Source organism: Sinorhizobium numidicum (assembly GCF_029892045.1).
Taxonomy (GTDB): domain Bacteria; phylum Pseudomonadota; class Alphaproteobacteria; order Rhizobiales; family Rhizobiaceae; genus Sinorhizobium; species Sinorhizobium numidicum.
The window spans coordinates 1,527,947-1,553,159 of sequence record NZ_CP120367.1 but is presented as its reverse complement, the minus strand read 5'-3'; the positions used below and the strand labels follow the sequence as shown (position 1 = coordinate 1,553,159).

The 25,213-nt window shown below is 61.4% G+C and carries 27 protein-coding genes, 1 tRNA gene and 1 pseudogene; 18 read left to right on the top strand and 11 right to left on the bottom strand.

The genetic code is table 11. The annotated features are described in order from the left end of the window. Nucleotides 1–443: 443 nt before the first annotated feature. Nucleotides 444–520 (top strand) — tRNA-Met (locus PYH37_RS07430). A 108-nt stretch (nt 521–628) separates the two neighbouring features. Here the strand turns inward: PYH37_RS07430 and PYH37_RS07425 are convergent. Then, nucleotides 629–1,273 carry a hypothetical protein gene (locus PYH37_RS07425; protein WP_280730794.1) on the bottom strand — a complete coding sequence of 215 codons (645 nt, stop codon included), beginning with the start codon at nt 1,271–1,273 and terminating at the stop codon, nt 629–631. 500 nt (nt 1,274–1,773) lie between these two features. On the opposite strand from PYH37_RS07425, the gene PYH37_RS07420 reads away from it, so the two are divergent. Further along, the gene (locus tag PYH37_RS07420; protein ID WP_280730793.1) at nt 1,774–2,388 is read left to right on the top strand and encodes a hypothetical protein; all 615 of its coding nucleotides are present in this window, start codon (nt 1,774–1,776) and stop codon (nt 2,386–2,388) included. Between the two features lie 189 nt (nt 2,389–2,577). On the opposite strand, the gene PYH37_RS07415 is transcribed toward PYH37_RS07420, so the two are convergent. The 4 genes from PYH37_RS07415 to PYH37_RS07400 form a co-directional block, all read right to left on the bottom strand. Continuing rightward, complete coding sequence (locus PYH37_RS07415; protein ID WP_280730792.1) at nt 2,578–3,006, bottom strand: CBS domain-containing protein; 429 nt, start codon at nt 3,004–3,006, stop codon at nt 2,578–2,580. A 138-nt stretch (nt 3,007–3,144) separates the two neighbouring features. Beyond that, a complete protein-coding gene (locus PYH37_RS07410; RefSeq protein ID WP_280730791.1) occupies nt 3,145–3,807 on the bottom strand; it encodes a phosphoribosyltransferase in 663 nt (220 codons plus the stop codon). 5 nt (nt 3,808–3,812) lie between these two features. Then, on the bottom strand, nt 3,813–4,472 hold the full coding sequence (locus PYH37_RS07405; RefSeq protein WP_280730790.1) for a dienelactone hydrolase family protein: 660 nt from the start codon (nt 4,470–4,472) through the stop codon (nt 3,813–3,815). Nucleotides 4,473–4,520: 48 nt separating this feature from the next. Beyond that, the gene (locus PYH37_RS07400; protein WP_280730789.1) at nt 4,521–5,000 is read right to left on the bottom strand and encodes a DUF2267 domain-containing protein; all 480 of its coding nucleotides are present in this window, start codon (nt 4,998–5,000) and stop codon (nt 4,521–4,523) included. 644 nt (nt 5,001–5,644) lie between these two features. On the opposite strand from PYH37_RS07400, the gene abc-f reads away from it, so the two are divergent. The 6 genes and pseudogenes from abc-f (at nt 5,645) to PYH37_RS07375 (ending at nt 9,838) form a co-directional block, all read left to right on the top strand. Then, on the top strand, nt 5,645–7,267 hold the full coding sequence (abc-f, locus tag PYH37_RS07395; protein ID WP_280732438.1) for a ribosomal protection-like ABC-F family protein: 1,623 nt from the start codon (nt 5,645–5,647) through the stop codon (nt 7,265–7,267). A gap of 487 nt (nt 7,268–7,754) precedes the next feature. Next, nucleotides 7,755–7,829 (top strand): annotated as a pseudogene (locus PYH37_RS32395) (DUF427 domain-containing protein); the annotation flags it as partial. 177 nt (nt 7,830–8,006) lie between these two features. Next, entirely contained in the window at nt 8,007–8,345 is a 339-nt protein-coding gene (locus PYH37_RS07390) for an ArsR/SmtB family transcription factor (RefSeq protein ID WP_280730788.1), read from the top strand. Nucleotides 8,346–8,381: 36 nt separating this feature from the next. Further along, nucleotides 8,382–8,846 carry an SRPBCC domain-containing protein gene (locus PYH37_RS07385; protein WP_280730787.1) on the top strand — a complete coding sequence of 155 codons (465 nt, stop codon included), beginning with the start codon at nt 8,382–8,384 and terminating at the stop codon, nt 8,844–8,846. Further along, nucleotides 8,843–9,292: a GFA family protein gene (locus tag PYH37_RS07380; protein ID WP_280730786.1), complete on the top strand. Its 450-nt coding sequence runs from the start codon at nt 8,843–8,845 to the stop codon at nt 9,290–9,292. Before PYH37_RS07385 ends, PYH37_RS07380 begins: the two co-directional genes overlap by 4 nt. A gap of 114 nt (nt 9,293–9,406) precedes the next feature. Then, the gene (locus tag PYH37_RS07375) at nt 9,407–9,838 is read left to right on the top strand and encodes an SAM-dependent methyltransferase (RefSeq protein ID WP_280730785.1); all 432 of its coding nucleotides are present in this window, start codon (nt 9,407–9,409) and stop codon (nt 9,836–9,838) included. A gap of 306 nt (nt 9,839–10,144) precedes the next feature. Here the strand turns inward: PYH37_RS07375 and PYH37_RS07370 are convergent, their stop codons facing one another. The 6 genes from PYH37_RS07370 to PYH37_RS07345 form a co-directional block, all read right to left on the bottom strand. Continuing rightward, on the bottom strand, nt 10,145–10,777 hold the full coding sequence (locus PYH37_RS07370; RefSeq protein ID WP_280730784.1) for a GNAT family N-acetyltransferase: 633 nt from the start codon (nt 10,775–10,777) through the stop codon (nt 10,145–10,147). Between the two features lie 242 nt (nt 10,778–11,019). Beyond that, on the bottom strand, nt 11,020–11,361 hold the full coding sequence (locus PYH37_RS07365) for a cupin domain-containing protein (RefSeq protein ID WP_280730783.1): 342 nt from the start codon (nt 11,359–11,361) through the stop codon (nt 11,020–11,022). 532 nt (nt 11,362–11,893) lie between these two features. Beyond that, nucleotides 11,894–12,376 carry a DUF302 domain-containing protein gene (locus tag PYH37_RS07360; protein ID WP_280730782.1) on the bottom strand — a complete coding sequence of 161 codons (483 nt, stop codon included), beginning with the start codon at nt 12,374–12,376 and terminating at the stop codon, nt 11,894–11,896. A 136-nt stretch (nt 12,377–12,512) separates the two neighbouring features. After that, on the bottom strand, nt 12,513–13,793 hold the full coding sequence (locus PYH37_RS07355) for an MFS transporter (RefSeq protein WP_280730781.1): 1,281 nt from the start codon (nt 13,791–13,793) through the stop codon (nt 12,513–12,515). 82 nt (nt 13,794–13,875) lie between these two features. Beyond that, on the bottom strand, nt 13,876–14,358 hold the full coding sequence (locus PYH37_RS07350) for a cupin domain-containing protein (RefSeq protein ID WP_280730780.1): 483 nt from the start codon (nt 14,356–14,358) through the stop codon (nt 13,876–13,878). Nucleotides 14,359–14,532: 174 nt separating this feature from the next. Continuing rightward, nucleotides 14,533–15,444, bottom strand: coding sequence for a LysR family transcriptional regulator (locus PYH37_RS07345; RefSeq protein WP_280732437.1), 912 nt, complete (start codon nt 15,442–15,444; stop codon nt 14,533–14,535). Between the two features lie 272 nt (nt 15,445–15,716). Between PYH37_RS07345 and PYH37_RS07340 the strand changes: the two genes are divergently transcribed. The 10 genes from PYH37_RS07340 to PYH37_RS07295 all read left to right on the top strand — a co-directional run bounded on the left by PYH37_RS07340 (nt 15,717) and on the right by PYH37_RS07295 (nt 25,181). Further along, on the top strand, nt 15,717–16,547 hold the full coding sequence (locus tag PYH37_RS07340; RefSeq protein WP_280730779.1) for a 3-hydroxybutyrate dehydrogenase: 831 nt from the start codon (nt 15,717–15,719) through the stop codon (nt 16,545–16,547). A 26-nt stretch (nt 16,548–16,573) separates the two neighbouring features. Next, nucleotides 16,574–17,659 carry a patatin-like phospholipase family protein gene (locus PYH37_RS07335; protein ID WP_280730778.1) on the top strand — a complete coding sequence of 362 codons (1,086 nt, stop codon included), beginning with the start codon at nt 16,574–16,576 and terminating at the stop codon, nt 17,657–17,659. 269 nt (nt 17,660–17,928) lie between these two features. Next, nucleotides 17,929–18,198, top strand: coding sequence for a BufA1 family periplasmic bufferin-type metallophore (locus PYH37_RS07330; protein ID WP_280730777.1), 270 nt, complete (start codon nt 17,929–17,931; stop codon nt 18,196–18,198). A gap of 38 nt (nt 18,199–18,236) precedes the next feature. Then, on the top strand, nt 18,237–19,265 hold the full coding sequence (gene bufB / locus PYH37_RS07325) for an MNIO family bufferin maturase (protein WP_280730776.1): 1,029 nt from the start codon (nt 18,237–18,239) through the stop codon (nt 19,263–19,265). Next, a complete protein-coding gene (locus PYH37_RS07320; RefSeq protein ID WP_280730775.1) occupies nt 19,252–20,049 on the top strand; it encodes an HvfC/BufC family peptide modification chaperone in 798 nt (265 codons plus the stop codon). Before bufB ends, PYH37_RS07320 begins: the two co-directional genes overlap by 14 nt. Continuing rightward, nucleotides 20,046–20,519, top strand: coding sequence for a DoxX family protein (locus PYH37_RS07315; RefSeq protein ID WP_280730774.1), 474 nt, complete (start codon nt 20,046–20,048; stop codon nt 20,517–20,519). Before PYH37_RS07320 ends, PYH37_RS07315 begins: the two co-directional genes overlap by 4 nt. 3 nt (nt 20,520–20,522) lie before the next feature. Beyond that, nucleotides 20,523–21,833: an NAD(P)/FAD-dependent oxidoreductase gene (locus PYH37_RS07310; RefSeq protein ID WP_280730773.1), complete on the top strand. Its 1,311-nt coding sequence runs from the start codon at nt 20,523–20,525 to the stop codon at nt 21,831–21,833. A 4-nt stretch (nt 21,834–21,837) separates the two neighbouring features. Beyond that, a complete protein-coding gene (locus tag PYH37_RS07305; RefSeq protein WP_280730772.1) occupies nt 21,838–23,760 on the top strand; it encodes an adenylate/guanylate cyclase domain-containing protein in 1,923 nt (640 codons plus the stop codon). Beyond that, nucleotides 23,696–24,073: a DUF3307 domain-containing protein gene (locus PYH37_RS07300; protein ID WP_280730771.1), complete on the top strand. Its 378-nt coding sequence runs from the start codon at nt 23,696–23,698 to the stop codon at nt 24,071–24,073. The genes PYH37_RS07305 and PYH37_RS07300 overlap by 65 nt, the downstream gene beginning before the upstream one ends. Nucleotides 24,074–24,491: 418 nt before the next feature. Then, nucleotides 24,492–25,181 (top strand): response regulator, encoded by a 690-nt coding sequence (locus PYH37_RS07295; protein ID WP_280730770.1) that lies wholly within the window; start codon nt 24,492–24,494, stop codon nt 25,179–25,181. Nucleotides 25,182–25,213: the final 32 nt, after the last annotated feature.

Below are 25,213 nucleotides of genomic sequence, written 5' to 3'. Positions count from 1 at the left end.
GGCTGAAGGCGATGGCTTGCTAAGCCGCTGTGCGGGACGTCGCATCGAAGCTTCAAATCCCTCCTCGTTCACCGCTTCAAATCCCTCCTCGTTCACCAGCGGCGTTCGCCGTCATCTGAGGGCAAACTGAGTATTGCTACCGCACCTGTATTCTGGGCAGAGTGACCCAACTCTAAATGAAGGCAGGAGAAATGCGGTACCGTCGATGCATTTAACTTGGACGCAAATGTCATTTTCCTACATTTGGACCTGAGAAAGTCCGTTCAAACGCCTTTTTGCATTTTGAAACGTCATCTTTTCATTATGCGTGCCACTTGAAACTTGGATAATCATACTTACATCTTAGCAACTGTTGCAGATACATTGCAGAGGGTTGCGGCATTGCATGTAACGCTTCTTCCATTCTGAACGCCAGCGCTCAAGCGCGCTTGTCGTTTTGATGACGCGGGGTGGAGCAGCCCGGTAGCTCGTCAGGCTCATAACCTGAAGGTCACAGGTTCAAATCCTGTCCCCGCAACCAAAATTCCGATGATTTAAACCGACCACATCAAATCGCTTCGATCAACGCCCTGGGACCCGCTTCCGGGGCGTTCACTTTCGACGCCCAATGCATCTTGAAACAGCCGCTTCAGGCCCACCGTCCTTCGAACAGCGGCTTTATCGGGTGCCGGGACTTAACCATGCGCAGGCGGCGGATGACCTCAGCGTGCTGATAGTCCTCGTCGTGCGTATCGAGATCGAGGCCGTACTCCGCCTCTGGATTGGAGCGCGCGCCGATCAGAATGAATTCCGCGCCCTCGAAATCGAGGAGGCGGACGTCCTCGCGCGCGAAGCGCCGGCCCCTGAATTCCTCCTGCAGCCTGCGGGGGTAATCGGCCTCGTCCTCCTCCCGCAGGCCCGCATTCACCGGTTTTCCTTTCTCCGGGTTCTTTATCGAGAGCGCATAACTCGCCTCTGGCGCGATCCTGAACGCCTTCTGCACCTCTCCCGGTTTTGCCGGGAGCTCGAGCGCAAAGGACAGGTGCATCTGCCCGTCCTCGAGGGTGACGGCGTAGACGCCTTCTCCGGCGGGGCGAGCGGCAGGCTGCGTGCGCTCGCCTCTGGTCCTCGTTCCATATGATTGCGCACGCAGGCCCTTCTCCAAATCCTTCGCCGAGTCGGCGATCGCCTCGACGAACCCCCAATGCCGTTCATGGCGCTCCGCGTCGGGCAACCTCTTTCGCCCCACGACCATGAGCCGCACCTTTTCGCCGCCGTGCGGGCGGAGCACCATCTCGAAACGTTGGACGTCCCCGATGCCCGACGGGTGCTCTTCCTCCACCCGGGGCCGATAGAGAAAGAAGATGTCGCCCTCTTCGAGGACCTCGGTCTGGCGCTCGGCTTCGGATTGAGCTATCGATTGTGTCCCTAATCTTCCCGGACAGTCATCCGGTTGCTATTCCTCGGATCTAATGCCAACGCGATCCGTATGCTCGGACGCGCCTCTGTTTCCCCGTTAGGGGCTGGGTCAGGAAGGTAACGGGAAAAACAGGCCGGAGTTCCGGAGGAGGAACTCTCCAGCCACAGCACTGACCATCGGCTGCAAAGACACAACGATCCGGAATTCCCGCGACAAAAGTTCCTGGATTTCGAGAGTCTCGATCCTGCTGGATCGAGATTCGCAGAATCCCTCACGTCGGAGCGCCTTCGGGAATGGGGGAACAGTCCTGTGGCTGCCGGGTTAGGCTTCTGTCGGCACGCCCGGCGCCAGCTCCGCGATAGCCGAGGCAAGCGATGACGGCCAAACAACGCAATAAAGACCAGATCCCTGCCTATCCGCTCTGGATCACCCTGCCTTACACGCTGTTCGTCGCCGTCCTCACGCCGTTCTACTGGCTGCGATACGGCCCCGGCAATTTCCTGTGGTTCTCCGATCTCGCGTTGTTTGCCGTGCTCATTACGCTATGGACCGGCTATCGGCTCTCCTATTCGATGATGGCGGTTGGCGTCCTGCCCCTCGAACTCGCTTGGTGTGTCGACTTCTTCACCGGCGGCAGGCTTATCGGGCTCGCCGCCTATATGTTCGATCCGAAGGAGCCGGCGCATATGCGGGTTTTGTCCGGCTTCCATCTCTTCGTGCCCGTGCTCATCATATTCATGCTGATCCGCCAAGGCTACGACCGCCGGGCGTTCAAGGCGCAGACCGTCTTCGCCTGGGTCGTGCTCCTCGCGAGTTACTGGCTCACCCGCCCGGAGGAGAACATCAATTGGGTGCACGGAGCCGGCCCCGGGCCGGAGGCGCAGAAGCTGCTGCCTCCGCGCACCTATCTCGGCCTCTACATGGTGCTGCTGCCCGTGGCTGCCTATCTACCGGTCCATCTCGTGCTGAAGCAGCTTTTCCGGCGGTAAGCCATGAGGGTTTTCCGTTTTCTTCTGATAGTTCTGTTGAAGCGCTCGGGTGGCTGAAAAGGCGTGTGATAAATGAAACGAAACCGCGCGACCTCGCTTCAACCAAGCGCAGCGAAAAGCCAGAGCACAGGTAGCATTCACGCCGCGCCTCGGTTGTGCCGCTACGCTTCTCCATCCGGTGACGCGCGCTTAGCTGCGCGGTTGGTCCGACGGCTCGGAGATTCCCTGGACCGCTTTTTTGACGGCATCCGTTCCGCTTCGCGCGAGATCGGCCAGAGCGACGATGCCGACAAGACGTTTGTCCCGGTTCAGGACGGGAAGGCGATGAACCTGGTGTTCGGCCATGACGTTTGCGGCCTCATCCACATCGTCGTCCTCGAAGCAATAGTAGATGTGCTCGGACATCACCTCGCGGACGGCTGTAGTGCCGCCTGATCGTCCGGCAGCGACACCCCGCATGGCGATATCGCGATCGGTCACCATGCCGACAAGCCGATCGTTCTCTCCCACGGGTAACGCGCCGATGTTCCCGGCACGCATCTTTTGAGCAGCGTCCCGAATAGTCGTGTTCGGGTCTGTTATCTCGACGCTTCGTGACATGACATCCTTTACGTGCATTGGATTACCTCCACTCCATTGATCATCGGGAATAACCTCTCAGCACTCCGTCCGTTCCTCGGATTGCTTTTGAGTATCTTGCTTGCTCGAGTTGTTGCACTGCTCGAACATGGAGATGCGGCCGCCGGTTTCCTTCTGCTACGTCTCCGTCCCGACCATTTTGCGAGATTTTTCAAGCAGCCGAACAACCTCGTCGTCCGACGTTTGGTCGAAATCCTCGTAATGGAGGCCGACTGCCCGAAATGACTCCGGTGTTACAAGGCAGACGATTTCGTCGGTGTCCGCCTTGAGGTCTTCAAGAGCGTCTCCGGGAGCGACGGGAACGGCAAGAATAATCCTTTCAGTTTCGGCCCTGCGCAGTGCCTTCAGCGCGGCCTTGACTGTGCCGCCAGTCGCAATGCCGTCGTCAACAACAATGACCGTGCGTCCTTTCGTTGGAGGAGCTGGCCGGTCACCTTGATACACCCTTCGCCGCCGCTCGATCTCATGGAGCTGACGGCCTTTTTCGGCCTCGATGTAACCTGCCAGCGGATTCACGACGCGCATCGCCTCATCATTGATGACAAGCTGCGGATCACTGCCGTCAACCACAGCGCCGATTCCGTACTCCGGATATCCTGGTGCGCCGATCTTGCGTACCAAGAGCAGCTCGAGCGGTGCTTGCAAAACTTTCGCTATCTCGAAGGCTACAGGCACCCCGCCACGGGGCAACGCAAGGACAAGCGGATGGGACTGGCCATATTTCGCGAGAACGGCCGCGAGCTGCCTTCCCGCGTCCGCACGGTCGACAAATGTCTGCATGGGTTTCATTTCCCTTCTGCAGGGCGGCCAAGATGTTCGACAAACCAATCCGTCGCATGCCGGATTACCTCGTCCATCGTGCCAGGCTCCTCGAATAGATGGCCGGCACCTTCGACTATCAGAAGCCGCTTTTTGCAGGTAAGCGCGTCATAAGCGCGACGATTGAGTTCGATTACCGGTCCATCGAGGCTTCCAACCAGGAGAAGTGTTGGTGCGCGGACCATCGGCAGGACGTCCGCGGCTAGATCAGGGCGGCCTCCGCGCGACACCACCGCGCCTATATCGGACCCGGCATGAGCTGCGCGAAGGGCCGCTCCTGCGCCGGTACTTGCGCCGAAATAGCCGACGCCGAGATGAGACGTTGCTGGAGTTTCAGAAGACCAGCGCTTGGCTGCGAGCAGTCTCGTGGCGAGAAGATCGATGTCAAAGACGTTTCTGCGGTCCAGTTCCTCGTCGGGTCTCAAGAGATCCACGAGAAGCGTCGCGAGGCCTGCTTGTCTAAGCGCCGCCGCGACATGATTGTTGCGCGGGCTGAAGCGTCCGCTTCCGCTGCCATGGGCGAAGATCACGAGACCGTTCGCTCCCGCAGGCATACCGAAAAACCCCTCGATAGCTTCCGGTTCGATCAGCACGGACACGACGTCCTGGAAGACGGGGGAAACCATTGCTACCCTCCTAACTGCGCCGGGCGTGTCACGCGTCGCAACGTCGATCTATTCGGTCTGTCCACGATCCGAGGTCCCCCTGCTGGGGGCATCGGCTAGCGCGCTCTCTGGCCACAGCCGCCGCACGTCCTCGGTCAGTGAATCCCGCACCTTTTCCAACTGGCCGCGATCGATGTGTCGGGACAGAACGTGGAACACGACCTGTGCCGCATCGCGGGAATTGACCGGGCGGATGTTTTCGAGTCCTCGGCCAACCTCCTGAAGAAACTGATCCAGCGAGCGGGCATCATTCGGCTGGTGTTCCGGCTGCCATTGATCGTAGTAGACGCCGCGGATAAGCATCGGCAACTGCGATCCTAAATGAGCCGAAAGACTCACGGGCAGGCGGTTGCGGAGTGCTCTCAGCACGGCACCAAGCACATGCCAGGCGACCTGCCGGTCCGGGCCGAGTTCGGCCATGATCTCGTCGAGCCAGATATTGGTGGTTTGAAGCGTCCTGTCGAAGACGTCGAGTCCGGTTGTGCTCATTGGCCAATTCTCACAAGTCTTTGAAGAAGAGTTCGATTGTAAAGTCTCTCGTCCGGGCACTGCGGCGAGGTCGGGACTGGATCCAGATGGTGACGAACGCCAAGCTCGCCTGGTCCGCAATTGCCGCCCGGGAGGCGTCAGATTTCGCATCGAGACGTGCCCGACTATGCTCTCGCAACCGTGCAGCCGCTCGTCCGATAAGAATGCCCCGAAGGGATTCTCGCAGGTATTGGAGTGAACTCTGCGGAACGGCTACTCGACTTATCGCCGACCTACCTAGATTCGCGTCATGCCGGCCCCGGATGCCATCTGCGACCGCTCGGGCCAAACCCAACTGAACCGCCTTTCTTGTTGAGCTAGCAATCAAATCTCTACGGTGACCGATTGTTCCACCGCTTGCCATCCATTTCGAAAACGAGCGCGCCCAAGGTATGGGGACCGCACGATTTGGACGTCGGACAGGCGTCGCTCAGTTCCTTAAAGGTAATGAAGCGCCAATGATGCAGCTTGCTGCACTTCGCCCCGTGCAGTTCGAAATCGTCGTCATGCAGCCGGGGATTGCCGGAAGGATGCGACGGTTTGCGTGACAGCTGCACCAACCCGTGGCATAGGGGGTGCCCGCAAGCAACCAGGCCGTCTTCCAGATGATCCGTCTCGACAATATCAGCAAGTCCAACAGTCACCGCATCCTCTACATCGAAGCCTCGGCAGCGTTGAACCGTGGCGAAAAGATTGGTCTTGTTGGCCCGAACGGGGCGGGAAAGACGACCCTCTTTCGGATGATCACCGGCGAGGAACTGCCGGACGAGGGGCAGGTGTCGGTCGAGAAGGGTATGACGATCGGCTATTTCGATCAGGATGTCGGCGAGATGGCTGGACGTTCGGCCGTCGCTGAAGTGATGGAAGGGGCAGGACCGGTCAGCGCCGTGGCGGCGGAGCTGCGTGAGCTCGAGGCGGCCATGTCGGATCCGGACCGGATGGATGAACTGGATGAGATCATCGAACGCTACGGCGAGGTGCAGGCGCGCTACGAGGAGCTCGATGGCTATGCGCTGGAGGGGCGCGCCCGCGAAGTCCTTGCGGGGCTTAGCTTCAGCCAGGAGATAATGGACGGCGATGTCGCCAAGCTGTCGGGCGGCTGGAAGATGCGCGTGGCGCTCGCCCGCATCCTTCTGATGCGCCCGGACGTCATGCTGCTCGACGAGCCGAGCAACCATCTCGATCTCGAAAGCCTGATTTGGCTGGAAGATTTCCTGAAAGGCTATGACGGCGCTCTGCTGATGACCTCCCATGACCGCGAGTTCATGAACCGGATCGTCACCAAGATCATCGAGATCGATGGCGGCGCGCTGACGACCTATTCCGGCGATTATGGCTTCTATGAAGAGCAGCGGGCGCTGAACGAGAGGCAGCAGCAAGCCCAATTCGAGCGACAGCAGGCGATGCTCGCCAAAGAGATTAAGTTCATTGAGCGCTTCAAGGCCCGCGCCTCTCACGCCTCGCAGGTTCAAAGCCGGGTGAAGAAGCTTGAAAAGATCGACCGCGTCGAGCCGCCGCGCCGCCGCCAGACCGTCGCCTTTGAATTCCTGCCGGCTCCGCGCTCTGGCGAGGACGTCGTCAACCTCAAGAATGTCCACAAGGCCTACGGCAGCCGGACGATCTATGACGGCCTCGACTTCATGGTGCGCCGGCGCGAACGCTGGTGCATCATGGGCATTAATGGCGCCGGTAAATCGACACTGCTGAAGCTGGTCACCGGCACCACCACGCCGGACAAGGGCAGCGTGTCGCTCGGCGCCAGCGTCAAGCTCGGCTATTTCGCCCAGCATTCCATGGACCTGCTCGATGGCGACAGCACCATCCTGCAATGGCTGGAGGAACGCTTTCCCAAGGCTGGACAGGCGCCGCTCAGAGCGCTGGCCGGCTGTTTCGGCTTTTCCGGCGATGACGTCGAGAAACGGTGCCGGCTGCTCTCCGGCGGCGAGAAGGCGCGACTGGTGATGGCAGCAATGCTGTTCGACCCGCCGAACTTCCTCATCCTCGACGAGCCGACCAACCACCTCGACCTCGATACGAAGGAAATGCTGATCAAGGCGCTCTCGGCTTTCGAGGGCACCATGCTGTTCGTCTCGCACGATCGCCGTTTCCTGGCGGCACTTTCCAACCGGGTGCTGGAGCTCACGCCGGAGGGCATTCAGCAATATGGCGGTGGTTATGCCGAATACGTGGAGCGCACCGGGCAGGAGGCGCCGGGGCTGCGCGGATGACAAGCTGCGCTTCCACGATCTGCGTCAGGGAGCGCGGCTTGAACATGATTGAAGTCTGCAGCTCTCCGGACGCACTTGAGCGTGGACGATCTCGTGGAGCATCTGGGACAAATCAATGATCTGATCCTCAGCCGCCTGACTTCAATGTCTCGCTGTTGGCACGTCAGGTTGTGCGCTGTTATCTTGGGGCCGGGTTACAGGGCTTCAACGAGCGCTAGCGTGATCGCTGATCCGAGTCGATGATAGCCTCAGTCGAGGCTATCGATCGTTGCCGGCGCAAAGCTCGGAAACGTTTTCACGCCGAAGAGCGCCAGCTTTCCTGAATGGGCAGAATCAGATTCTCGGCGTCGCCTTCGTGCTCCTCGCCGTTTCGGGCTTGGCTTCTCGGCGCCTGGCCGGGTGCGGCGCGTGACCAACTGCCGCCCCCGGGGGAGCGGGAGGCATCACGCTATGTAAGGACGGTGCAATCTTCCGAAGGCGATCGCTCATGTCAGACAAGCCGATCAAAATTCCTGGACCCGATCATCCGATCACCGTCGATCACAATTCAGCGCGCGTGGTCGGACGCCGATAGGCTCCTTCAATGCCAACGTTCCTGGGAACCTCGGGTTCGATCGTGCAGGCCGCATCTCGTTCACTCCCTCCGCCCGAGCAGAGCGAACAGCCACCTCTTGACAGAGAGATGGTCTCCTGCAAAAACCAATAGGTTAATTAACTATGAGGTAAATTACAGGCGAGCATGGACCATCTGAGCACCACCCTTTCTGCATTGGCTGACCCGACCCGCCGCGCCATCATCGCGCGCCTTGCGGCCGGCGAGGCCACGGTGAACGAACTTGCAGCCCCTTTCGCGATGAGCCTGCCTGCTGTCTCCAAGCATCTAAAGGTGCTCGAGCGTGCGGGCCTCATATCGCGGGGCCGCAACGCCCAATGGCGACCCTGCCGGCTCGAGGCGGGACCGCTGAAGGAGATTGCCGATTGGATTGAACACTACCACCGCTTTTGGGAGGGCAGCTTTGACCGGCTCGACAGCTATCTCGAGGAAATCCAAAACAAGGAGAAATCCGACGATGCGTGATGCCTTGACTACCGGGACGTGCAAAGGGAGAAGACAATGAATGCCGCCTCTCTGAAAGAGGAGATCGCCCTCACCATCACGCGTGTGTTCGACGCGCCGCGCAGCCTCGTTTTCAAAGTTTGGACCACGCCCGAGCACCTCGCCCGCTGGTGGGGGCCGAAGGACTTCACCGTGCCCACCATCACAGCTGATTTCCGAGAAGGCGGCGTCTGGCGTAGCTGCATCCGCTCGCCGGAAGGGCAGGATTACTGGGCACACGGAACTTATCGCGAGATCGTGCCGCCGAGCCGCATCGTCCTTACTTTCACCTGGGAAGAGGAGGACGCGATGGACACGCTGATCATGGTCACCTTTGAGGAGGTGGCGGGCGGCACGCGGCTCACCTTCCACCAGGCGCCATTCACGACCGTGGAGAGCCGCGATTCACACGCCGAGGGCTGGGGCGAGTGCATGGATCGCCTTGTTTCCTATGTCGCTGCCCAAAAGGAGGCTATGGAATGAAGAAGAGCTATCACGGGAGCTGCCATTGCCGCGCGGTGCGCCTCTCCGCAAACCTCGACCTTGCGCCGGAAGGAGAGCGCTCGGCGCCGGCCCGGCCCGGCGTGTGGTGGACCTCGACCTTCCGCTGCAACTGCTCCTCTTGTCTGAAGACGCGATTCTGGAAGGTCTTCGTCACGCCCGAGGATTTCTCGTTGCAGTCCGGCGAGGAGGCTCTCGCGGAATACCGCTTCGGCGAGCGCTTGATCCGCCACGTTTTCTGCAAGCACTGCGGCGTCCATCCGTTCGCCAGCGCCGATTTCGAGATGCTGGGCGGGCCGTTTTATGCGGTGAATATCGCCTGTCTTGACGATGCGACCGACGAGGAACTGGCAAATGCGCCGATCATCTACGAGGACGGCCGGCACGATGCCTGGGACCGGGCACCAGCGGTGACAAGATATTTGTGAGAAGGCGGACCCGCTCACTGGTCGCTCTTCGTGTCCATCTCGCCTGGTCGACCCACTGCTGCCATGGTTGCCAGCTATCCATGCGGTGATGAGGGCCAGGTCAGGACGAGTTGGATGGCAACGGGCCTATCGGCGCGACTGCTCGCCATTGTGAACGCATTGCCTCTGACGGAAGGCATGCGGGTTCTGGAGATCGGGTGTGGGCCGGGCGCGGCGGCTCGTGAGATCGCACGCCGGATTGGCAACGGGCACGTTCTCGCCATCGACCGATCAGCCAAGGCGATTGCCCAGGCAAGAGCCTCGTCACAAGCCGAAATTGCCTCTGGACGGTTGAGCCTGCGCCAAGTCGCTGCCGAGGAACTCGAGCTGGAGCCGAATGAAACACTTTACGACATTGCCGTTGCGGTGCGCGTCGGCGCGTTCGACGGTCGTCATCCCCTGGCGGGGCGACGGGCAAAGCGCCGAATTGCGGCGGCATTGACTCCGGAGGGCCGTCTATTCATCGACGGGGGTGATCCCCTCCGCAAAATTTCGCTGGACGATTGATCGTGCCTTCTACCCGATCCGGCAGCCTGATAGCTCGGTTCGCCAGCGAGAGTTCGCTCGAACCCAGGTTGTCTCCGATGCGCTAAAAAGCAGCCCCTTGGTCCGTCGTCCTGAAGGTTCACATCCGCGTCAAGAGCGACCTGCAGCTACCAATCGCGGTCGTCGGATCATCCGCACCACTTCCGGACTTGAAACGTATTCAGCCTGAGAGCGGATTTCTTGCCCGCCCCGGGAGCGGTCACTGCCGACGCCGGGGGTCATCTCGAACATCGACCGGCGGCACTATGAGAAATCTGGGCTGCCGGGCTAGAAGTCGATCCGCATCACCACCCGTCTCGGCGTTGGCCAGCTGACCTCTTCGAAGCCGGCGGCGGCGAAGATGCTGCAGCTACCGACGTGGAGCTCGCCCCAGGTGATCTCCTGCCCCGGCTGCGTGATCATCGGATAGCCCTCAATGGCGCGGGCTCCGCGCGCCCTGGCGAAATCGACGGCGGCGCGGGCAAGCGCGCGGCTGACACCGCGCTTCCGGAAGCCCGCGCGAGTGAAGAAGCAGGTCACGGCCCAGACGCTGTCGTCGGTCCTGTCTTCCGTGCGACCGACCCAGGGGACGCGGTAGACGCGCAGCAGACCCGCGTAGGCGGTACGCGGCTCGACGGCGCACCAGCCGGCGGGCTCGCCGTCGAGGTACGCGACAAGGCCGCTGGTCGTGCGCGATTCCCTATCGCCGCAGCTGGTCTGCCGGCGCAGCCGGTCGGTGCGTGCCTCGACGGGAAACGAGGCAAAGGACTCACGCGGCCGTAGCTTGTACCGCTGGCACTGGCACTTGGATGCATCGCCGCGCGTGCCGAAGACGGTCTTAAGGTCATCGCAGCTCGCCTCGTTGGCGGGCGCGACGGAAATCGCGGCATCCGTCCTCATCAGGGTCGTGCCTGCCATCATCGTCGCAGCTCCTCCCATTCGGCCGAGCCCTCGCAGCCCTGTACCAAAAGGTTGCCCGCGGGGTGCGCGCACGTCAACAATGGCTGCGGCCGCGACGGCGTCAATGAACGGCCGCACCAGCCGCGCTTGCTGTTGGGCTCGCCCATACTATGCGAAATGTCCGTCCGGAAACCGCGCGCATGGAAAGCACCGCTCGCAAGCGAGCGCTTATGAGAATGGTGCGCTTGCATGGCATCGAGGACTTAGTGGGCCTCCGCGCTCCGCTGAAACCACTCCACGATACTCTGCATGTTCTTTTCGAAGCCGCCAGGGATGAAAACGTTAAAGAGCCCGGCGGGCGCGGTCGTGCGGTTCTCGAAATCATGGATCGTCTTCGCGGGTATCATCAGAAACGAACCGGCCGGCGATTCGTACCAAGTCTCGCCCACCAGAATGCTGGGCTGACCTTCGATGACGAGGAACAGTTCGTCATTCTCGTCATGAGAATGCGCGCCCGGCCCTTTGGAACTTGGCTCCAGCCACCACTCCGAAACGGAGTAGCGGTCACCGGTTTCGATACCATCGGCCTTAAACACAGCACTCATCGTGCCGCAGGCGTAACCCCGGCCCTGCCTGGGCCTAAGAAAAATTGGCTTGCGTTCAATTAGCTCCACTTTCCGCCTCCCTTTTTACAAGGGCTGAAGGATAACGCGTCAACAGCTATTTTGCTTGAATGTTCGTTACCCTCCCGACAACCTTTTCAAACAGCGGCTTCAGGCAAGCTGGTTGGGATGAAATTAAGTGAGCGCTTACAGCTTTTCGGGTTTGTTCCTCATCGTCTGTCCATCAGTGAGCATCCGAACCAGTTCACCCGCCGGACAGCTGGCCGGCACACTCGTTCAGCGGTCATTGGTCTGCTAGAGCCGTCGTTGGCGACGAAGAAAACGGCGGTCTACGTCCCATTTTCCTCGATCTTGAACTGCAGACACGAAGCACGTTCACCTGAAGCTGCGTAGGATAGGCGCCCGCCGGCTGCACGATCGAACCGTCGATGTTGGACGCGGCCACCTCATAGGCCAGCGCACTGGCCGTCGAGGCTCTTGGAAGAAGACGGCGGGTGCCTTGATCTTCGCGGAGTTATTCCCTCACGCCTTCGGTGAGGGCTTCGATCACCTGCGAGGCCATAGCAAACTCGCGGTTCCTGCTTGCAATCTGATGGCGCTTCGCGATCCACTCGAAATCGGTATAGGCGGCATATACGGTTCCGTCCTTTGCCTCGTAGACGAGAACGCGGACCGGCCAATCGAGTCCGGCGAGAGGGTTGGCGGTGAGGAATGTCGTACCGAGTGCCGGGTTGCCGAACATCACCAGGCGTGAGGGACGCACCTTGTTGCCGGCCGCATTGCCGAGTTTCGCCTGATCGATGACGCCGAACAGCGTGATGCCCTTTTGCTCGACGCTGCGCTTGATGCGGTCTACCGTCTCGCCGACCGAATATCGGCTCTTCACGGTGACGACCCCATCGCTGTTTGCGGCCTCCGCCGTCGACATTTGAGCCGACGCCGCGATCGTGGTGACGATCAGGGCGGCCGACCGTACTGCATTGCTGATGTTCATCATCTGAAAGCTCCTCTTTGTTGCCTACAGCGCCGTGCGTCTTTCATACGCACAAAGGTCGCTGTAGCAGTTTGAATCGCTGCATGTTTCTGCCCTTAGATCGGCTCCGATCTGAGGAAACATGCAGTAGCGGTGCGTTTCAAGCATGAGGCCGGCCGTCGGAATTTGGTAATGCCGTGTCTTGTCCGTTTCGATAATCGGATCTTATGGCATTGTCGGCGTGGTCGGCGCGCAAAGCGGCGGCCAACAGCATTGCGAGAACGAGTGTCGCTATCAGTGTCAACACTGAAATGTTCCAGCCGAAGCGATCGTAGACCTGGCCTACCAACAGGCTGCCGAACAGACCCCCCGTGTAATAGCAGGCCAGATAAGCGCCGCTCGCCGCTGCCTTTTCGGCGGCGGCGATGCGGCCGACCTGGCTCGTTGCAAGGGCCTGCGCCAGAAATGTGCCGACGGCGACCAGCGCGAGCCCGGCGAGCACGAGCGGCAGACTGGTGCTGAGCAGGGCAAGCAGCCCGAGGACGGCTGCGAAGAGCGTGGCCATCATTCCCCCTCCGGACCCGAGAGTACGCGAGATCAGCCCGCCGAGCGGAGTCGTGAACAGAGAAGGCAGGAAGACGAAATAGACGAGGCCCACGGCCATCGGCGAGAGGCCCAGCTCGATAAGCCGGAAGTTGACGTAGGTGTAGGTCCCTATGAACACGAAGAGCAGGAGGAAGCCGATCGCAAACACGTTTAGCAACCGCCAATCGCCGAGCAAGGCGCGCCAGCTCCGGTTCACGCTTCGCATCCGCCGGTGCGGCATCATGCGCTGTGTCCCCTTTAAGGTGGCCCACACCAGGGCCGCGCCCACCAGATTGAGAAAGGCGAAGGTCAGAAAGTTAGTCGACAGTCCGCCGACATCGGCGACGGCCGCCGACAGAATGCGGCCGAAGAGATTGCTGGCGACGTTGCCGGTGACATAGGCCGCCAGTGCGCCTGTTGCGCGGTCGGCCGGAAAACGCTCCGCGAGGTATGCCATGGTGAGGGTGAATGCTGTCGCCATGCACAGACCCTGCGCCACGCGCAGGCAGGCGAAGAGCGTTATGTCTTGCGTGACCGATAGGAGTGCCGTCGGCACGGAGAGCAAGGCTAAGCTGATCCAGATGCCGTTGCGCCGGTCTAGGCCGCGACCGAACATGCCGACGGCAAGGCTGGCGGCCGCCATGCCGAAGGTGCTGGCGTTGACTGCGAAGCCCATTGTCGCTCGGCTGACGTCGAACTGCGTCTGCAGGGACGGCAGGATTGCCTGGGCGGCGAAGAGATCGACGAGCGTCAGGAATGCTATGAGTGCAATGATGCCGAAGTGCCAGCGGTCGGCCGCCGGATTTGCCAGAACGGAGACGGATACCGGCACCGCGGCGCGGTCGAGATTCGCCATCGCCTATCCTCCTGAAGCGGGGACGTTTCCGGCCGATGGCGGGAAACGTCCGGGTTGGGTTGATATTCGGCGTGCCGTGAGATCACATGGTGTCGGCGTCGCTGGCCATCGGCGGTAGGATATCGGCCGAGTAGAGTACGGCCGGCTTCGCGCCGTTGTTCTTCCACCAATGGGCAAGATCGCCGAATTCGGCAGTGACTTCACCCGCCTTGTGTTCGATCGGGACTTTGCAGCTGCTGCGATATTCCGTGATCGTGCCTTCAAGGATCAGGATGCTGGCAGGACGCGCGTCATGCGAATGCCACGGCACGACGCCGCCCGGCTGGACGACCAGCTTGCGCATCCGAAGCGCGTTTCCTTTCCAGTCGCCTCCCTTCGAGGAAAGATCGATCGAGGCGAGAACGTCATCGGTGACACCTTCCGGTGCTGTGGCGCCCGGCTCCATGGCGTTCGCCGCCACCTGATCCTTGGGGCATTCGCCCGCCAGCGCCGAGGTCGTAGCGAAGAGACCGAGTGCTGCAGCAACGGTCAACGGCAGGCGGAATGCGATGAGCTTGTCAATCATGTCCGGTTCTCCTTTGTCGCCCCGCCAGAGATATTCCGGCGGGCACCAGAAGATTGCGGGACATTTCGGCGTCAAAGAAATGCCGGCTGCTTTTGAATTCCATAGCTCAGAGCTATTGAGGCCGAGGGGACGCGCGGGCGTTTGCGGATAAAGCTTCGGTCCGCGGTTGGCGGCTCAGGCAATGCGTCGCATGTCGATTGCGGAATGCGGCGCCGCCCAGCCGTAGGACTTCACCGCCGCGACGAAGGTGGCGACCGCGGGGGAGAACCGTCGACCCGCGACGATCACGAGACACACCTCCCGCGTGACTTCCGGGTCGGCGACAGGCCGCACCTGCAATCCCGGAATGACGGCGCTGTATTCTGGGATGAAACAGATCCCGAGCCCGCCGGCCACCATGTTCTGGATCCAGTCCTCGCGCTCGCTGGAATAGGAAATCTGCGTCTTCACACCAAAGGACTCGCAAAGCTGCGTCAGATAATCCCAATACTCACAGTTCACGCGTCTGAGATAGATTTCGCCATCTATGGCGGTGATGGGAACCGCATCGTATTTACAGAGACGGTGACCGGCGGGAAAGGCGAGCATGAATCGTTCACGAAACAGCGGGGTCACGTCGAAGCGCTCAGGGAAGCGATCGCTGCTCGCCATGATGGCGACGTCGATCTCTCCGGCCTCAAGCAGTTCGGAAAGCTTGGACGGCACGCCTTCGACGAGCTGAAGCTGGATACCCCGATAGCGCATGTTGAAATCGGTGAGGAGGCCGGTGAACCTGCGTGGCCCGATCGTGCACATGATACCGACCTTCACATGCGCGTCTTCAAGGCAGAGGAAGCGCGACGCCTCCTGCCTGACGCCCGACAGCTCGTCGAGGATCGATTGAAAGCGCGGTCGCAGTAGATTTCCGAGATCTGTCAGGTGCGTTAAATTCCGTTCGCGCCGGAACAGAAGGCCGCCGACCTCGTCTTCAAGCTGCTGAATAGCCCGACTAAGTGCCGGCTGCGTCACGTTGCACTTCTCAGCTGCACGCGTGAAGTTTCTCGTTTCGCAGACCGCCAGAAAATACCGTACGTGGTGAATGTCCATACCCGCCCCCGCAGGTTTTAACTGCATGTTTCCTTAAATCGGAACCGGTTCAAGGATAAAAACATGCAGCATTCAAAGTGCTGCAGCCCCTTTGTGCGTCTGAAAAGGCGCACGGCGCTGTAATAGAGACGGCCAACTTCCTATGCGCGCCCCGGCTTCACCAATGCAATTCACCTATCGATTTCATAGCACACCGGCATTTCAGTTGGAATGAATACGGCGCCATTCTCTCCTCGAAAACGTCAACCGGCCAAATGTGAGGAGACTTGGAAATGCTCAAAGGACCCGGTGCAGAGATCGACTCGATGTTCGGGCGGAGGTCGCTCGAGGGCCGCAGCGCCATCGTAACCGGCTCGACAAGCGGCATCGGCCTGGGCATCGCAGAGGCGCTCGCCAAGGCGGGCGCAGCCGTCATGCTCAATGGTTTTGGCGATCCGACGGAGATCGAGCGGCAGCGCGCTGCCATGGCTGAGGAAAATGACGTCGACGTCGCCTTCGACGGCGCTGACATGTCGAGCCCGGATGCGATCCGGATGATGGTCGAGCGCGCAAGCGCACGGTTTGGCCAGATCGACATCATCGTCAACAATGCCGGGATCCAGCACGTCGCTCCGATCGCGGTGTTCCCGGCAGCCAAATGGGACGCGATCCTGTCGATCAATCTTTCCGCCGCCTTTCATCTGGTTCAGGCTACCTATGCGCCGATGCGGGCCCGCGGTTACGGCCGAATCATCAATGTCGCCTCCGCTCATGGGCTCGTCGCTTCGCCCTACAAGTCGGCCTATGTCGCGGCCAAGCATGGTCTCGTCGGCCTTACGAAGGTCATTGCCCTGGAGGGCGCCGAGTTCGGGGTGACCGCGAATGCGATCTGCCCTGGCTATGTCTGGACGCCGCTCGTCGAGCAGCAGATCGACGGCCAGGCAAAATCCCACGGCATCGCCCGCGACGCCGTCATCCGCGATGTGTTCCTGAAGGACCAGCCGACGAAGCGTTTCGCCACCGTCGAGGAGCTGGGAGCGTTGAGTGTCTTCCTGTGCAGCAGCTCGGCCGCCTCCATCACAGGCGCTGCCATCCCCGTCGACGGCGGGTGGACGGCTCACTGATCGGAGCGGCGAAAGAGGAGAGAGCGATGAACAAGCACGCCAAATTGGACCTGCCGGCGCGGCAGGAGAAGGACGGCTCGGCGATCCCCGAGGCGCGCGCGCCGCGAATGATAAACCTGGCGCTACAGGGCGGGGGTGCGCACGGCGCATTCACCTGGGGCGTTCTCGACCGATTGCTCGACGAACCGAATCTGTCCTTCGAGGGCATCGTCGCGACCAGTGCCGGCGCGATGAACGCTGCCGTCCTTGCCTATGGGCTTGCGGACGGCGGGCGCAGCGGCGCGCAAAGAGCGCTCGCCAATTTCTGGCGCCGCATCAGCCACTCGGCTGCCTTCAGTCCACTTCAGCCAAGCCTGCTTGATCGCATCACCGGATCGCGATCATTGGAGTACTCGCCGGCCTTTGTCATTTTCGACATGGTGACGCGGCTCCTGTCTCCCTACCAGTTCAATCCGCTGAACTACAATCCGCTACGGCAGGTGCTCGAACAATCGATCGACCTCGACGCGATCCGCATGAGCCGTTGTCCGGTCAAGCTGAACATCTGCGCCACCAATGTGCGTTCCGGCAAGGTCAAGGTGTTCTCGAACGACGATATCTCGATCGATGCGGTGATGGCATCGGCCTGCCTGCCGTTCCTCTTTCAAGCGGTCGAGATCGACGGCGAAGCCTATTGGGACGGCGGCTATATGGGAAACCCTGCGATCTTCCCGCTGATATATGGCTGTGACACGCCGGACGTGCTGGTCGTCCACATCAACCCGCTCGAGCGGACGGAACTGCCGCGCACGGCGGCCGAAATCCTGAACAGGATCAACGAAATCAGTTTCAACTCTTCGCTGCTGCGGGAGATGCGGGCGATCGCCTTCGTCACGCAGTTGATCGAATCGGAGGCCGGCCATTCGCTCGATCTCAAACGCATCTTCGTGCACGGCATCTCGGATGACGAGACGATGAAGAATCTCAGCGTTTCGAGCAAGCTCAATGCCGAATGGGGAGCACTCGTGGACCTTCGCGACCGCGGACGACAATGCGCGGAGGAGTGGCTGACGACGAACTACGACGACATCGGCAAGCGTTCCAGCGTTGATATCAGGGAGCGCTACCTTTAGCCCGGCAACGAGCGACGCCTCCGGTCACCTTGCCTGTCGTCGCGCGTGCGATCTCTCCTCCCGCAAGCCTCCTGCCATGTCCCTCCCGCTGGCAGCACTGCCCCCCAACTGGGGGGCATTTTTTTTGTCGGCTTATGCGGCCGGCGGATAGTTCGAGCCTATCGAAACCATGCCCGAACAGCATTTCAAAGCGTCAGAGCCATCTGCCAAGCTTCACTGCATCAGGCCGATACCCGGCCTGGTGCAAAATCAGATCCAGGAGATGTTCAATGATCAGCACTCGTACACTCATCGGTTCCGCGCTCGCGGCAATCGCCTCTGTTTCGGCCTCCACGGCGTCCGCAGGACCGGCCGCCCAGCCCGAGTTCTCGTTCGAGAAATGTTACGGCATCGCGAAGGCGGGGCAGAACGACTGCCAGACCGCGACCCATTCCTGCGCCGGCACCTCGACGGCGGACGACCAGTCGGACGCCTGGATCTACGTGCCCGCGGGCACGTGTGGAAAAATTGCCGGCGGGAGCGACGAACCGAAAGCGTAACTACCTGACCTTCAACGACATTCAAAGGGAGTTGACCGATGCCCAAGACCTTTCCAATCCACCCGGTGCCATGCGCTGCGGGCATCGGCCTCCGTTCGATCCACATCGCCGAAATGCTGTCCCGCAGGCCCGCTGCGGGCTGGCTGGAGGTGCACGCCGAAAACTACATGGGCCAATCGGCGGCCGTTGACGCGCTCGAAAAGCTGCGCGAGATCTACCCGCTTTCCGTGCATGGCGTCGGGTTGTCGCTTGGCGGCGCCTCCGGTCTCGATGCGACGCACCTGGAACGGTTGCGTCTCGTTTGCGAGCGTTTCCAGCCTGCGATCGTCTCGGAGCACCTTGCCTGGAGCGTCGCCGACGGCGCTTACCTCAACGACCTCCTGCCGCTGCGTTATGATGAAGAGGCGCTCGCCATCGTCGCCCGCAACGTCCGACGATTGCAGGACACTCTTAAGCGCCGGGTGTTCATCGAAAACCTGTCCGCCTACCTCGCCTTCGCGGATTCGACCATGACCGAGGCCGAGTTTCTATCCGAGCTCGTTAGCCGTACGGGCTGCGGATTGCTGCTGGATGTCAACAATGTCTACGTGTCCGCGAACAACCTCGATTTCGATGCCCCCGCCTTCATCGATGCGTTGCCACCTGAGGCGATCGGCGAAATCCACCTCGCCGGTCACGCGGTCAACGAGGCGGATGGAGATGTGATCCTCATCGACGACCATGGATCGCACGTGCCGCCGGCCGTCTGGTCGCTGTATGCCCATGCCATCCGCAAGATCGGCCCCCGGCCGACCCTGATCGAATGGGACACGGATGTGCCACCGCTCGAGGTGCTGCTGGGCGAGGCGATGTGGGCGGACATGCTCGCCAGTCGCATCGCCTTCGACAGCCGCGGCGAAGCGCCACTAGCCGCGAAGTTGGACAGCCGGTTCGAGGCCATGACGCTGCCCCGTCGCGACGACGAGAATGGCATCAGGTTCCCGGCCCTGGCGGCGATCGCGGCGGTTCGGGCGGCGTCCCGTGATGCTGCAGCGGATCGCAGGAGGGCCGGTCATGTCCTCCATTGAAAGCCTGCAGAGCGTCGTCGCACGCGCGGTCATCACGGCCGAGCCGGTCGATATCCTGCCGCTCCTGGCGCGCGGCCGCTTCGATCCGGCCCGGCGGCTTAACATCTACCGGAACAACACGCGCGCCTCGCTGACAGCGACGTTGAAGGCTGTATTTCCGGTTACGGTCCAGTTGCTCGACGAGCGCTACTTCAGCTTCGTCGCCAGCTGCTTCATCCGCAGTCACCCGCCGAGCGAGCCGCGGCTGGCCCGCTATGGTGCTGGGTTCGCCGCGTTCCTCGCGCGCTTCGAGGAAACCGCCACAATGCCTTTCGTCGCCGAGACCGCGCGGCTGGAGTGGCACATCGCCGAAGCGCTCGACGCGCCGCTGAAGCGGTCATCTACGCTCATCGAGGCATATGAGGGGCTTTCGAGCGGATCGCTGGAGCTGACCTTGCAGCCGTCGCTCAGGCTCTTGCTCTGCCGTTGGCCCGCCCTCAGCGTCTGGACGGCACACCAGCAGGGTGCAGATCCGGACAAGCTCCTCGCCCTGCGGCGCGGAGCGGAACGCATTGCGCTTTGGCGACACGGGGACGCCGTGCGCTTCATGCGCATCGACGCTGCGGAATTCGCATTTCGATACGAGCTGATGCGCGGCAGGAGCCTCGAAGCTGCCGTTTCCCGCGCCTGTCGTCGATCGCCTGATTTCGATCTCGCCCGGGCGCTGACCAGCCTTTTCGTCAATGGGCTGGTGACCGGCATCCATCGCATGAAGGACAGGTCCAACCAGGAGAAAATGTCATGACCACGATGCACATCACGCCGGCAAGCGGTTCGAGATCCATCTACAGGCTTCACGACAGGCTCGTGGAGTGGGCGACGGCGCTGCCGCTGTCGATCGTGCAACTCGGCGCGCGCGTCGCCGTCGCCGAGGTCTTCTGGCAATCCGCCCAGACGAAGCTCGGCTCGTGGCCGGTGACGCTGCAGTTGTTCGCCTTCGAGTACCGGTTGCCGCTGATCGATCCCGCTCTCGCGGCAACCATGGCGACGGCGGCGGAGCTCAGCGGTGCCGTGATGCTGTCCATCGGGTTGCTGTCGCGGCTGGCCTCGCTGATGCTTCTCGGCGTCGTCGCCACCATCCAGGTCTTCGTCTATCCCGGCCACTGGGCCGAGCATCTGATGTGGGCGAGCCTTCTTCTGCTCATGCTCTCGCGTGGCGCCGGCTTCGTTTCCGTAGATCACCTTATCGCGCAACGCATCCGCGCCGGAGGCTGAGCGATGGTCGTGACGCTACACGAAAGCGCATCGGTGCGTGCCGGCACGACCGGCGCGCACCAGCCCGAGCCTCGGCCGCGCGTGGTCATCCTCGGCGCAGGCTTCGGCGGCTTGAGCGCGGCGATATCGCTTCGGCGTGCACCGGTCGACGTCACGGTGATCGACCGGCGAAACTATCACCTGTTCCAGCCACTGCTGTATCAGGTCGCAACGGCCGGGCTCTCTCCGGCGCAGATTGCCATGCCGATCCGGCGCATCCTTTCGCGGCAATCGAATGCCACGGTCTTGATGAACAGGGTCGAGTCGATCGACGTGGCAGCAAGATGCGTCGTCACCACCGGTCGTCGCATAGCCTATGATTACCTGATCGTCGCGACCGGCGCGCGCCACACTTATTTTGGAAACGATGCATGGGCCGATCATGCGCCGGGCCTTAAGACCATCGCCGATGCGACGGCGATCCGGGCGCGCATCCTCTCGGCCTTTGAACGGGCGGAGGTGACCGAAGATCCGCAGTTGCGCGAGCGACTGCTGACCTTCGTCGTCGTCGGTGGGGGGCCGACCGGCGTCGAGCTTGCTGGAGCGATCGTCGAGCTTGCCCGAAAGACGATCGTTCGCGACTTCCGGCACATCGATGCCTCGTCCACCCGCGTCATACTGATCGAGGCGGGTGAACGGATCTTGCCGACCATGCCGCCGGCGCTTTCTGGCAAGGCTCGCGATCAACTCGAAGCGCTTGGCGTTGAGGTCGTGCTGGGCTCCGCCGTCGCAGGCTGCGACCAGCGCGGCGTACAGCTTGGCGATGGAACGGAAATCGGTTCGGCCTGCGTTCTCTGGGCTGCCGGCGTCATGGCCTCGCGGGCGGCGAAGTGGCTCGGTGCGCCGGCCGACCGCACCGGACGGGTGAAGGTCAACGAGCACCTCAATCCGCCCGGGCATGATGAGATCTTCGTGATCGGCGACACCGCTGCCGTGATCGATGCAACCGGGCGCCCCGTTCCCGGCGTGGCGCCGGCGGCCAAGCAGATGGGTCGCTATGCGACCCGCGCGATCCTGGACCAGATAGCCGGCCGGTCAACGGCGCCTTTTCGATATCGCGACTACGGCAATCTCGCGACCATCGGGCGGAAGGCCGCGGTCGCGGATTTCGGAAAGGCCTGGCTCTCAGGCTATGCGGCGTGGCTCGTCTGGAATTTCGCCCACCTCTGGTTCCTCGTGGGCTTCCGCAACCGCCTCGTCGTCTTTCTCGACTGGGCCTTAGCCTATGTCCGAAACGATCGCGCCGTCCGGCTGATCACCGGGCAAAACGAGTAGCGCCATGTATCGCCCGAAGCTGGGACAGGTCGTCGTCGTGCTGCTGTTGCTCGCTGTTCTGTCCACCGCGGCGCTCATCCACCTCATATGGCAGCGCGCCGCCAGCGAAAACGTCGAAGAAATCGTCGCGAGCCTCGATGCGCAGACGGCCGGATCCGTCAGGAATGACCTCTCCTCGACCCTGGCTCTCGTGTCGAGTACCGCCGAGATCGTCCGTTCCATTTTCTTCCAGGGTGCGATCATGGCCGATGATGAGGTCAAGCGCGAATTCCTTTTCCTTTCGCTGCTGCGGGAGCAGCCGGCGATAGCCTGGATCGGATTCGGTTTCCCGGATGGGCGCTTCTTCGGCTCGCATGCGACCTCCGACGGCTCGATCGAAATGGTTGAAATCGGGGCTGCCGCACCGGGAGAACCCCGACCGCTTCGACGTGACCTCTATCGACCGATCCCCGGGGACATCTTCTTTGAGCAGCGCGTCAAGGCCGAGAGCGCCTATGTGGCACTCGGCGCGCCTTGGTATCGCCACGGTAAGGAGAGCGGGGATCCGGTCTGGACAGTCACCAATGTTCTGCCGAACGGCTTCGAGCCTTCCATTGTATTGTCGAAGCGCGTCGAGACCTTCGGCAAGTTCACAGGCGTGGTGATGGTGGCAGTCAGCCTGAGACGTCTATCGCAAGCGCTCCAAGCACTCAATGTTCCGGCTCGGAGCAAAGCCTTCGTCCTTGATGAGAACGGCCGCGTGCTGGCAACCTCGGAGCCCTCCGACGGCGTGATGGCAGCACATTTCTCCGATTTCCCCGCCTCCGATGCGGTTGCGGCGGCCGCGGCTGAGGCTGTGGCAATCAACAGGGGCACAGCGTTTCGCGTCGTGATGCAAAATGCGGCATTGGGGCCCGTCTTCGTGTCGTCCTCGCGACTGCCATTCGAAAACTGGCGGCTGGTCACTGCAACTCCGCGATCGACCTTCGCGGGCAGCATAGACAAGAATATTCGGCGTATTGCCATCGTCGTGCTCGCCATCGCTGGGCTGGCGGCAGTAACGGCGGTCGCCTTCGCCAATCTCCTCTTTGCCCGTCCGCTCGGCCGCCTTGCGGCGCAGTTGCGCGCCGTCGAGCGTTTCTCGTTGGAGAGTGTCCGGCATCAACCCACATTTCTCGCCGAGCTCAACGATTTCTCCCAGGCGCTGAATCGCATGTCGGTAGGGCTTTCGGCTTTCGCGCGCTATATGCCGCTCGACGTCGTGCGCCCCCTGGTCGAAGGCAGCATCGAGCCGAAGCCGGGCGGCGAGTTGTGCGAAATAACGGTGATGTTCGCCGATTTACCTGGCTTCACGGAGTTGACGGAAAGGCTCGGGCCAGGTGTCGAGCCGCAGCTGACGCGTTTCCTGACGATTGCCGTCGGCGCGGTTCATGCCGAGGGCGGCACCGTCGACAAGTTCATCGGCGACGCCGTCATGGCGATCTGGAACGCGCCAGGGAGGCAGGCCGATCACGCGGCGCGAGCCTGTCGCGCCGCGATCGCGATCCGGGAGAAGATGCATGAGCAACAGCCGGTCTCGCCCGAGCACGATGAAGTTCGCGTGCGTATCGGCATCAACAGCGGGACGGCGCTGATCGGCAACATCGGATCCGCGGAGCGGCTGAGCTACACCGCCATCGGCGACACGGTCAATCTGGCCAGCCGTCTGGTGGGGGTCGCCAAGGAGCATGGCGTCGAAATCGTGCTCGGCGAAGCCACCGCGCGAGGGTTCGGCGCAATACCGCTGATCAGGTCGCTCGGCCTTGCCACCGTTCGCGGGAAGGCGAAGCCGGTTGCGATCCATACGATTGACCGTTTTGACCTTGCATCCAAGGGAGGAAGCAATGGAAATGGCGATGACGACGGTGGCGATGCTCGCTTGCATGCAGGTCAAGCATTTTGTCGCTGATTACGTGCTGCAGCCGGCCTGGATTCTGCGCGGCAAAGGCGACTTCCGGATGATCGGCGGTTATGTTCACGCTGGCGTTCATGCCCTTGGAACCATTCCGGCGCTGACAATGGCCGGTGTCGGTTTGGAACGCGGCGCCATTCTCGTACTAGCCGAGTTCGTTGTCCACTACCTGATCGATCATGTGAAGGCCGCCCTGTCACACCACAGCCGCGCCGATGCAACTACACGTGCCTTCTGGGCAATGCATGGCGCCGATCAATTGATGCACCAACTAACCTATGCAGTTTTGATCTTCGCCGCGCTGGCGTGACAACTCGGCTGTAGGGGCATCCCTACAGATGTGGGCAAGCTTTCTTGACGCTGCCGAGTGGGCTGTTGGTGCATCCGAAACACTCCGTATTTGCCATCCACCTTCATCGCCTACGCGCAATGCGCAATGGAAAGCCGTGACCGAAACGCCTGCCTGAACTTGCTGTCACCGCCCACCGCCGAACTTGTCCGAGCAACATGACGTCGCCTCCTGCACGTTGCCGCCGGATGGCGGATGGTCCCGCAATTGCGGGAGCCCTGCACTCGGGATTTGCACGGCCTGGAAAACTATGCGACAAACTCCTTGCTGTCGTGCTGAGGAGAGCATGGCCGCATTGGGAGCAGAGATATTATCCGGTGATGTTTGGAGTCGTTTGAGGCTGCTCCCTTAACTAGAAAATATTTTTGGGAGGAGCGCCATGTCGCGGACCGCTTTGTCCGACCACTCGCTTTCGATAAAATCGGCGCTGGTGATCGATGATCATCCGCTCTATTGCGATGCTCTAGCGGCGACGATGGAAAGCACCTTCAATACGCGTCGAATTCGGACAGCGACTTCGCTGGGTGAGGCGCTGCAGCAACTGCGACTGCGGTTTTCCCCCGATCTGATCATACTTGATTTGAATCTGCCCGATGCGTCGGGTCTGAGCGGTTTTCTGAAGATCAAGGAAAAGACGCCCGATGTCCCGGTGATCGTGATCTCGGCGATCACGTCCAAAGGTGTCATCCAGTCGGTCATTGCCGCCGGTGCCGCGGGTTTCATCCCCAAGGATATCGGCCGCCAGCATTTCCAGGAGGCGATGCAGGATATCTGGAACGGCAAGACCTATGTGCCGCCCGGCTACACGATGCCTGCCCGCGCCCCGGCCACGGACCGGTCGGTGGAAACGATCTCGCGCAAAATCGCCCATTTGTCGCAGCAGCAGACCCGCATTCTGGGGCTGATCTGCGAAGGGATGCCGAACAAGCTGATCGCCTACGAGATGCAACTGGCCGAGGCCACCGTCAAAGCCCATATCACGGCGCTTCTCCGGCGTCTGGGCGTCCATAATCGCACACAGGCGGCGATGCTGGTGCGCGAAGTCTCCATCCGCCACAGCCTGCAATGAGGCATGCCGGCACAAGGCCCCGGGCCTGGAAG

Coding starts and splice junctions, on each gene's coding strand:
- PYH37_RS07425 (WP_280730794.1), bottom strand. CDS start 1,273: ATGGTGCTCCGCCCGCACGGCGGCGAAAAGGTGCGGCTCATGGTCGTG.
- PYH37_RS07420 (WP_280730793.1), top strand. CDS start 1,774: ATGACGGCCAAACAACGCAATAAAGACCAGATCCCTGCCTATCCGCTC.
- PYH37_RS07415 (WP_280730792.1), bottom strand. CDS start 3,006: ATGCACGTAAAGGATGTCATGTCACGAAGCGTCGAGATAACAGACCCG.
- PYH37_RS07410 (WP_280730791.1), bottom strand. CDS start 3,807: ATGCAGACATTTGTCGACCGTGCGGACGCGGGAAGGCAGCTCGCGGCC.
- PYH37_RS07405 (WP_280730790.1), bottom strand. CDS start 4,472: ATGGTTTCCCCCGTCTTCCAGGACGTCGTGTCCGTGCTGATCGAACCG.
- PYH37_RS07400 (WP_280730789.1), bottom strand. CDS start 5,000: ATGAGCACAACCGGACTCGACGTCTTCGACAGGACGCTTCAAACCACC.
- abc-f (WP_280732438.1), top strand. CDS start 5,645: ATGATCCGTCTCGACAATATCAGCAAGTCCAACAGTCACCGCATCCTC.
- PYH37_RS07390 (WP_280730788.1), top strand. CDS start 8,007: ATGGACCATCTGAGCACCACCCTTTCTGCATTGGCTGACCCGACCCGC.
- PYH37_RS07385 (WP_280730787.1), top strand. CDS start 8,382: ATGAATGCCGCCTCTCTGAAAGAGGAGATCGCCCTCACCATCACGCGT.
- PYH37_RS07380 (WP_280730786.1), top strand. CDS start 8,843: ATGAAGAAGAGCTATCACGGGAGCTGCCATTGCCGCGCGGTGCGCCTC.
- PYH37_RS07375 (WP_280730785.1), top strand. CDS start 9,407: ATGGCAACGGGCCTATCGGCGCGACTGCTCGCCATTGTGAACGCATTG.
- PYH37_RS07370 (WP_280730784.1), bottom strand. CDS start 10,777: ATGATGGCAGGCACGACCCTGATGAGGACGGATGCCGCGATTTCCGTC.
- PYH37_RS07365 (WP_280730783.1), bottom strand. CDS start 11,361: ATGAGTGCTGTGTTTAAGGCCGATGGTATCGAAACCGGTGACCGCTAC.
- PYH37_RS07360 (WP_280730782.1), bottom strand. CDS start 12,376: ATGATGAACATCAGCAATGCAGTACGGTCGGCCGCCCTGATCGTCACC.
- PYH37_RS07355 (WP_280730781.1), bottom strand. CDS start 13,793: ATGGCGAATCTCGACCGCGCCGCGGTGCCGGTATCCGTCTCCGTTCTG.
- PYH37_RS07350 (WP_280730780.1), bottom strand. CDS start 14,358: ATGATTGACAAGCTCATCGCATTCCGCCTGCCGTTGACCGTTGCTGCA.
- PYH37_RS07345 (WP_280732437.1), bottom strand. CDS start 15,444: ATGGACATTCACCACGTACGGTATTTTCTGGCGGTCTGCGAAACGAGA.
- PYH37_RS07340 (WP_280730779.1), top strand. CDS start 15,717: ATGCTCAAAGGACCCGGTGCAGAGATCGACTCGATGTTCGGGCGGAGG.
- PYH37_RS07335 (WP_280730778.1), top strand. CDS start 16,574: ATGAACAAGCACGCCAAATTGGACCTGCCGGCGCGGCAGGAGAAGGAC.
- PYH37_RS07330 (WP_280730777.1), top strand. CDS start 17,929: ATGATCAGCACTCGTACACTCATCGGTTCCGCGCTCGCGGCAATCGCC.
- bufB (WP_280730776.1), top strand. CDS start 18,237: ATGCCCAAGACCTTTCCAATCCACCCGGTGCCATGCGCTGCGGGCATC.
- PYH37_RS07320 (WP_280730775.1), top strand. CDS start 19,252: ATGTCCTCCATTGAAAGCCTGCAGAGCGTCGTCGCACGCGCGGTCATC.
- PYH37_RS07315 (WP_280730774.1), top strand. CDS start 20,046: ATGACCACGATGCACATCACGCCGGCAAGCGGTTCGAGATCCATCTAC.
- PYH37_RS07310 (WP_280730773.1), top strand. CDS start 20,523: ATGGTCGTGACGCTACACGAAAGCGCATCGGTGCGTGCCGGCACGACC.
- PYH37_RS07305 (WP_280730772.1), top strand. CDS start 21,838: ATGTATCGCCCGAAGCTGGGACAGGTCGTCGTCGTGCTGCTGTTGCTC.
- PYH37_RS07300 (WP_280730771.1), top strand. CDS start 23,696: ATGGAAATGGCGATGACGACGGTGGCGATGCTCGCTTGCATGCAGGTC.
- PYH37_RS07295 (WP_280730770.1), top strand. CDS start 24,492: ATGTCGCGGACCGCTTTGTCCGACCACTCGCTTTCGATAAAATCGGCG.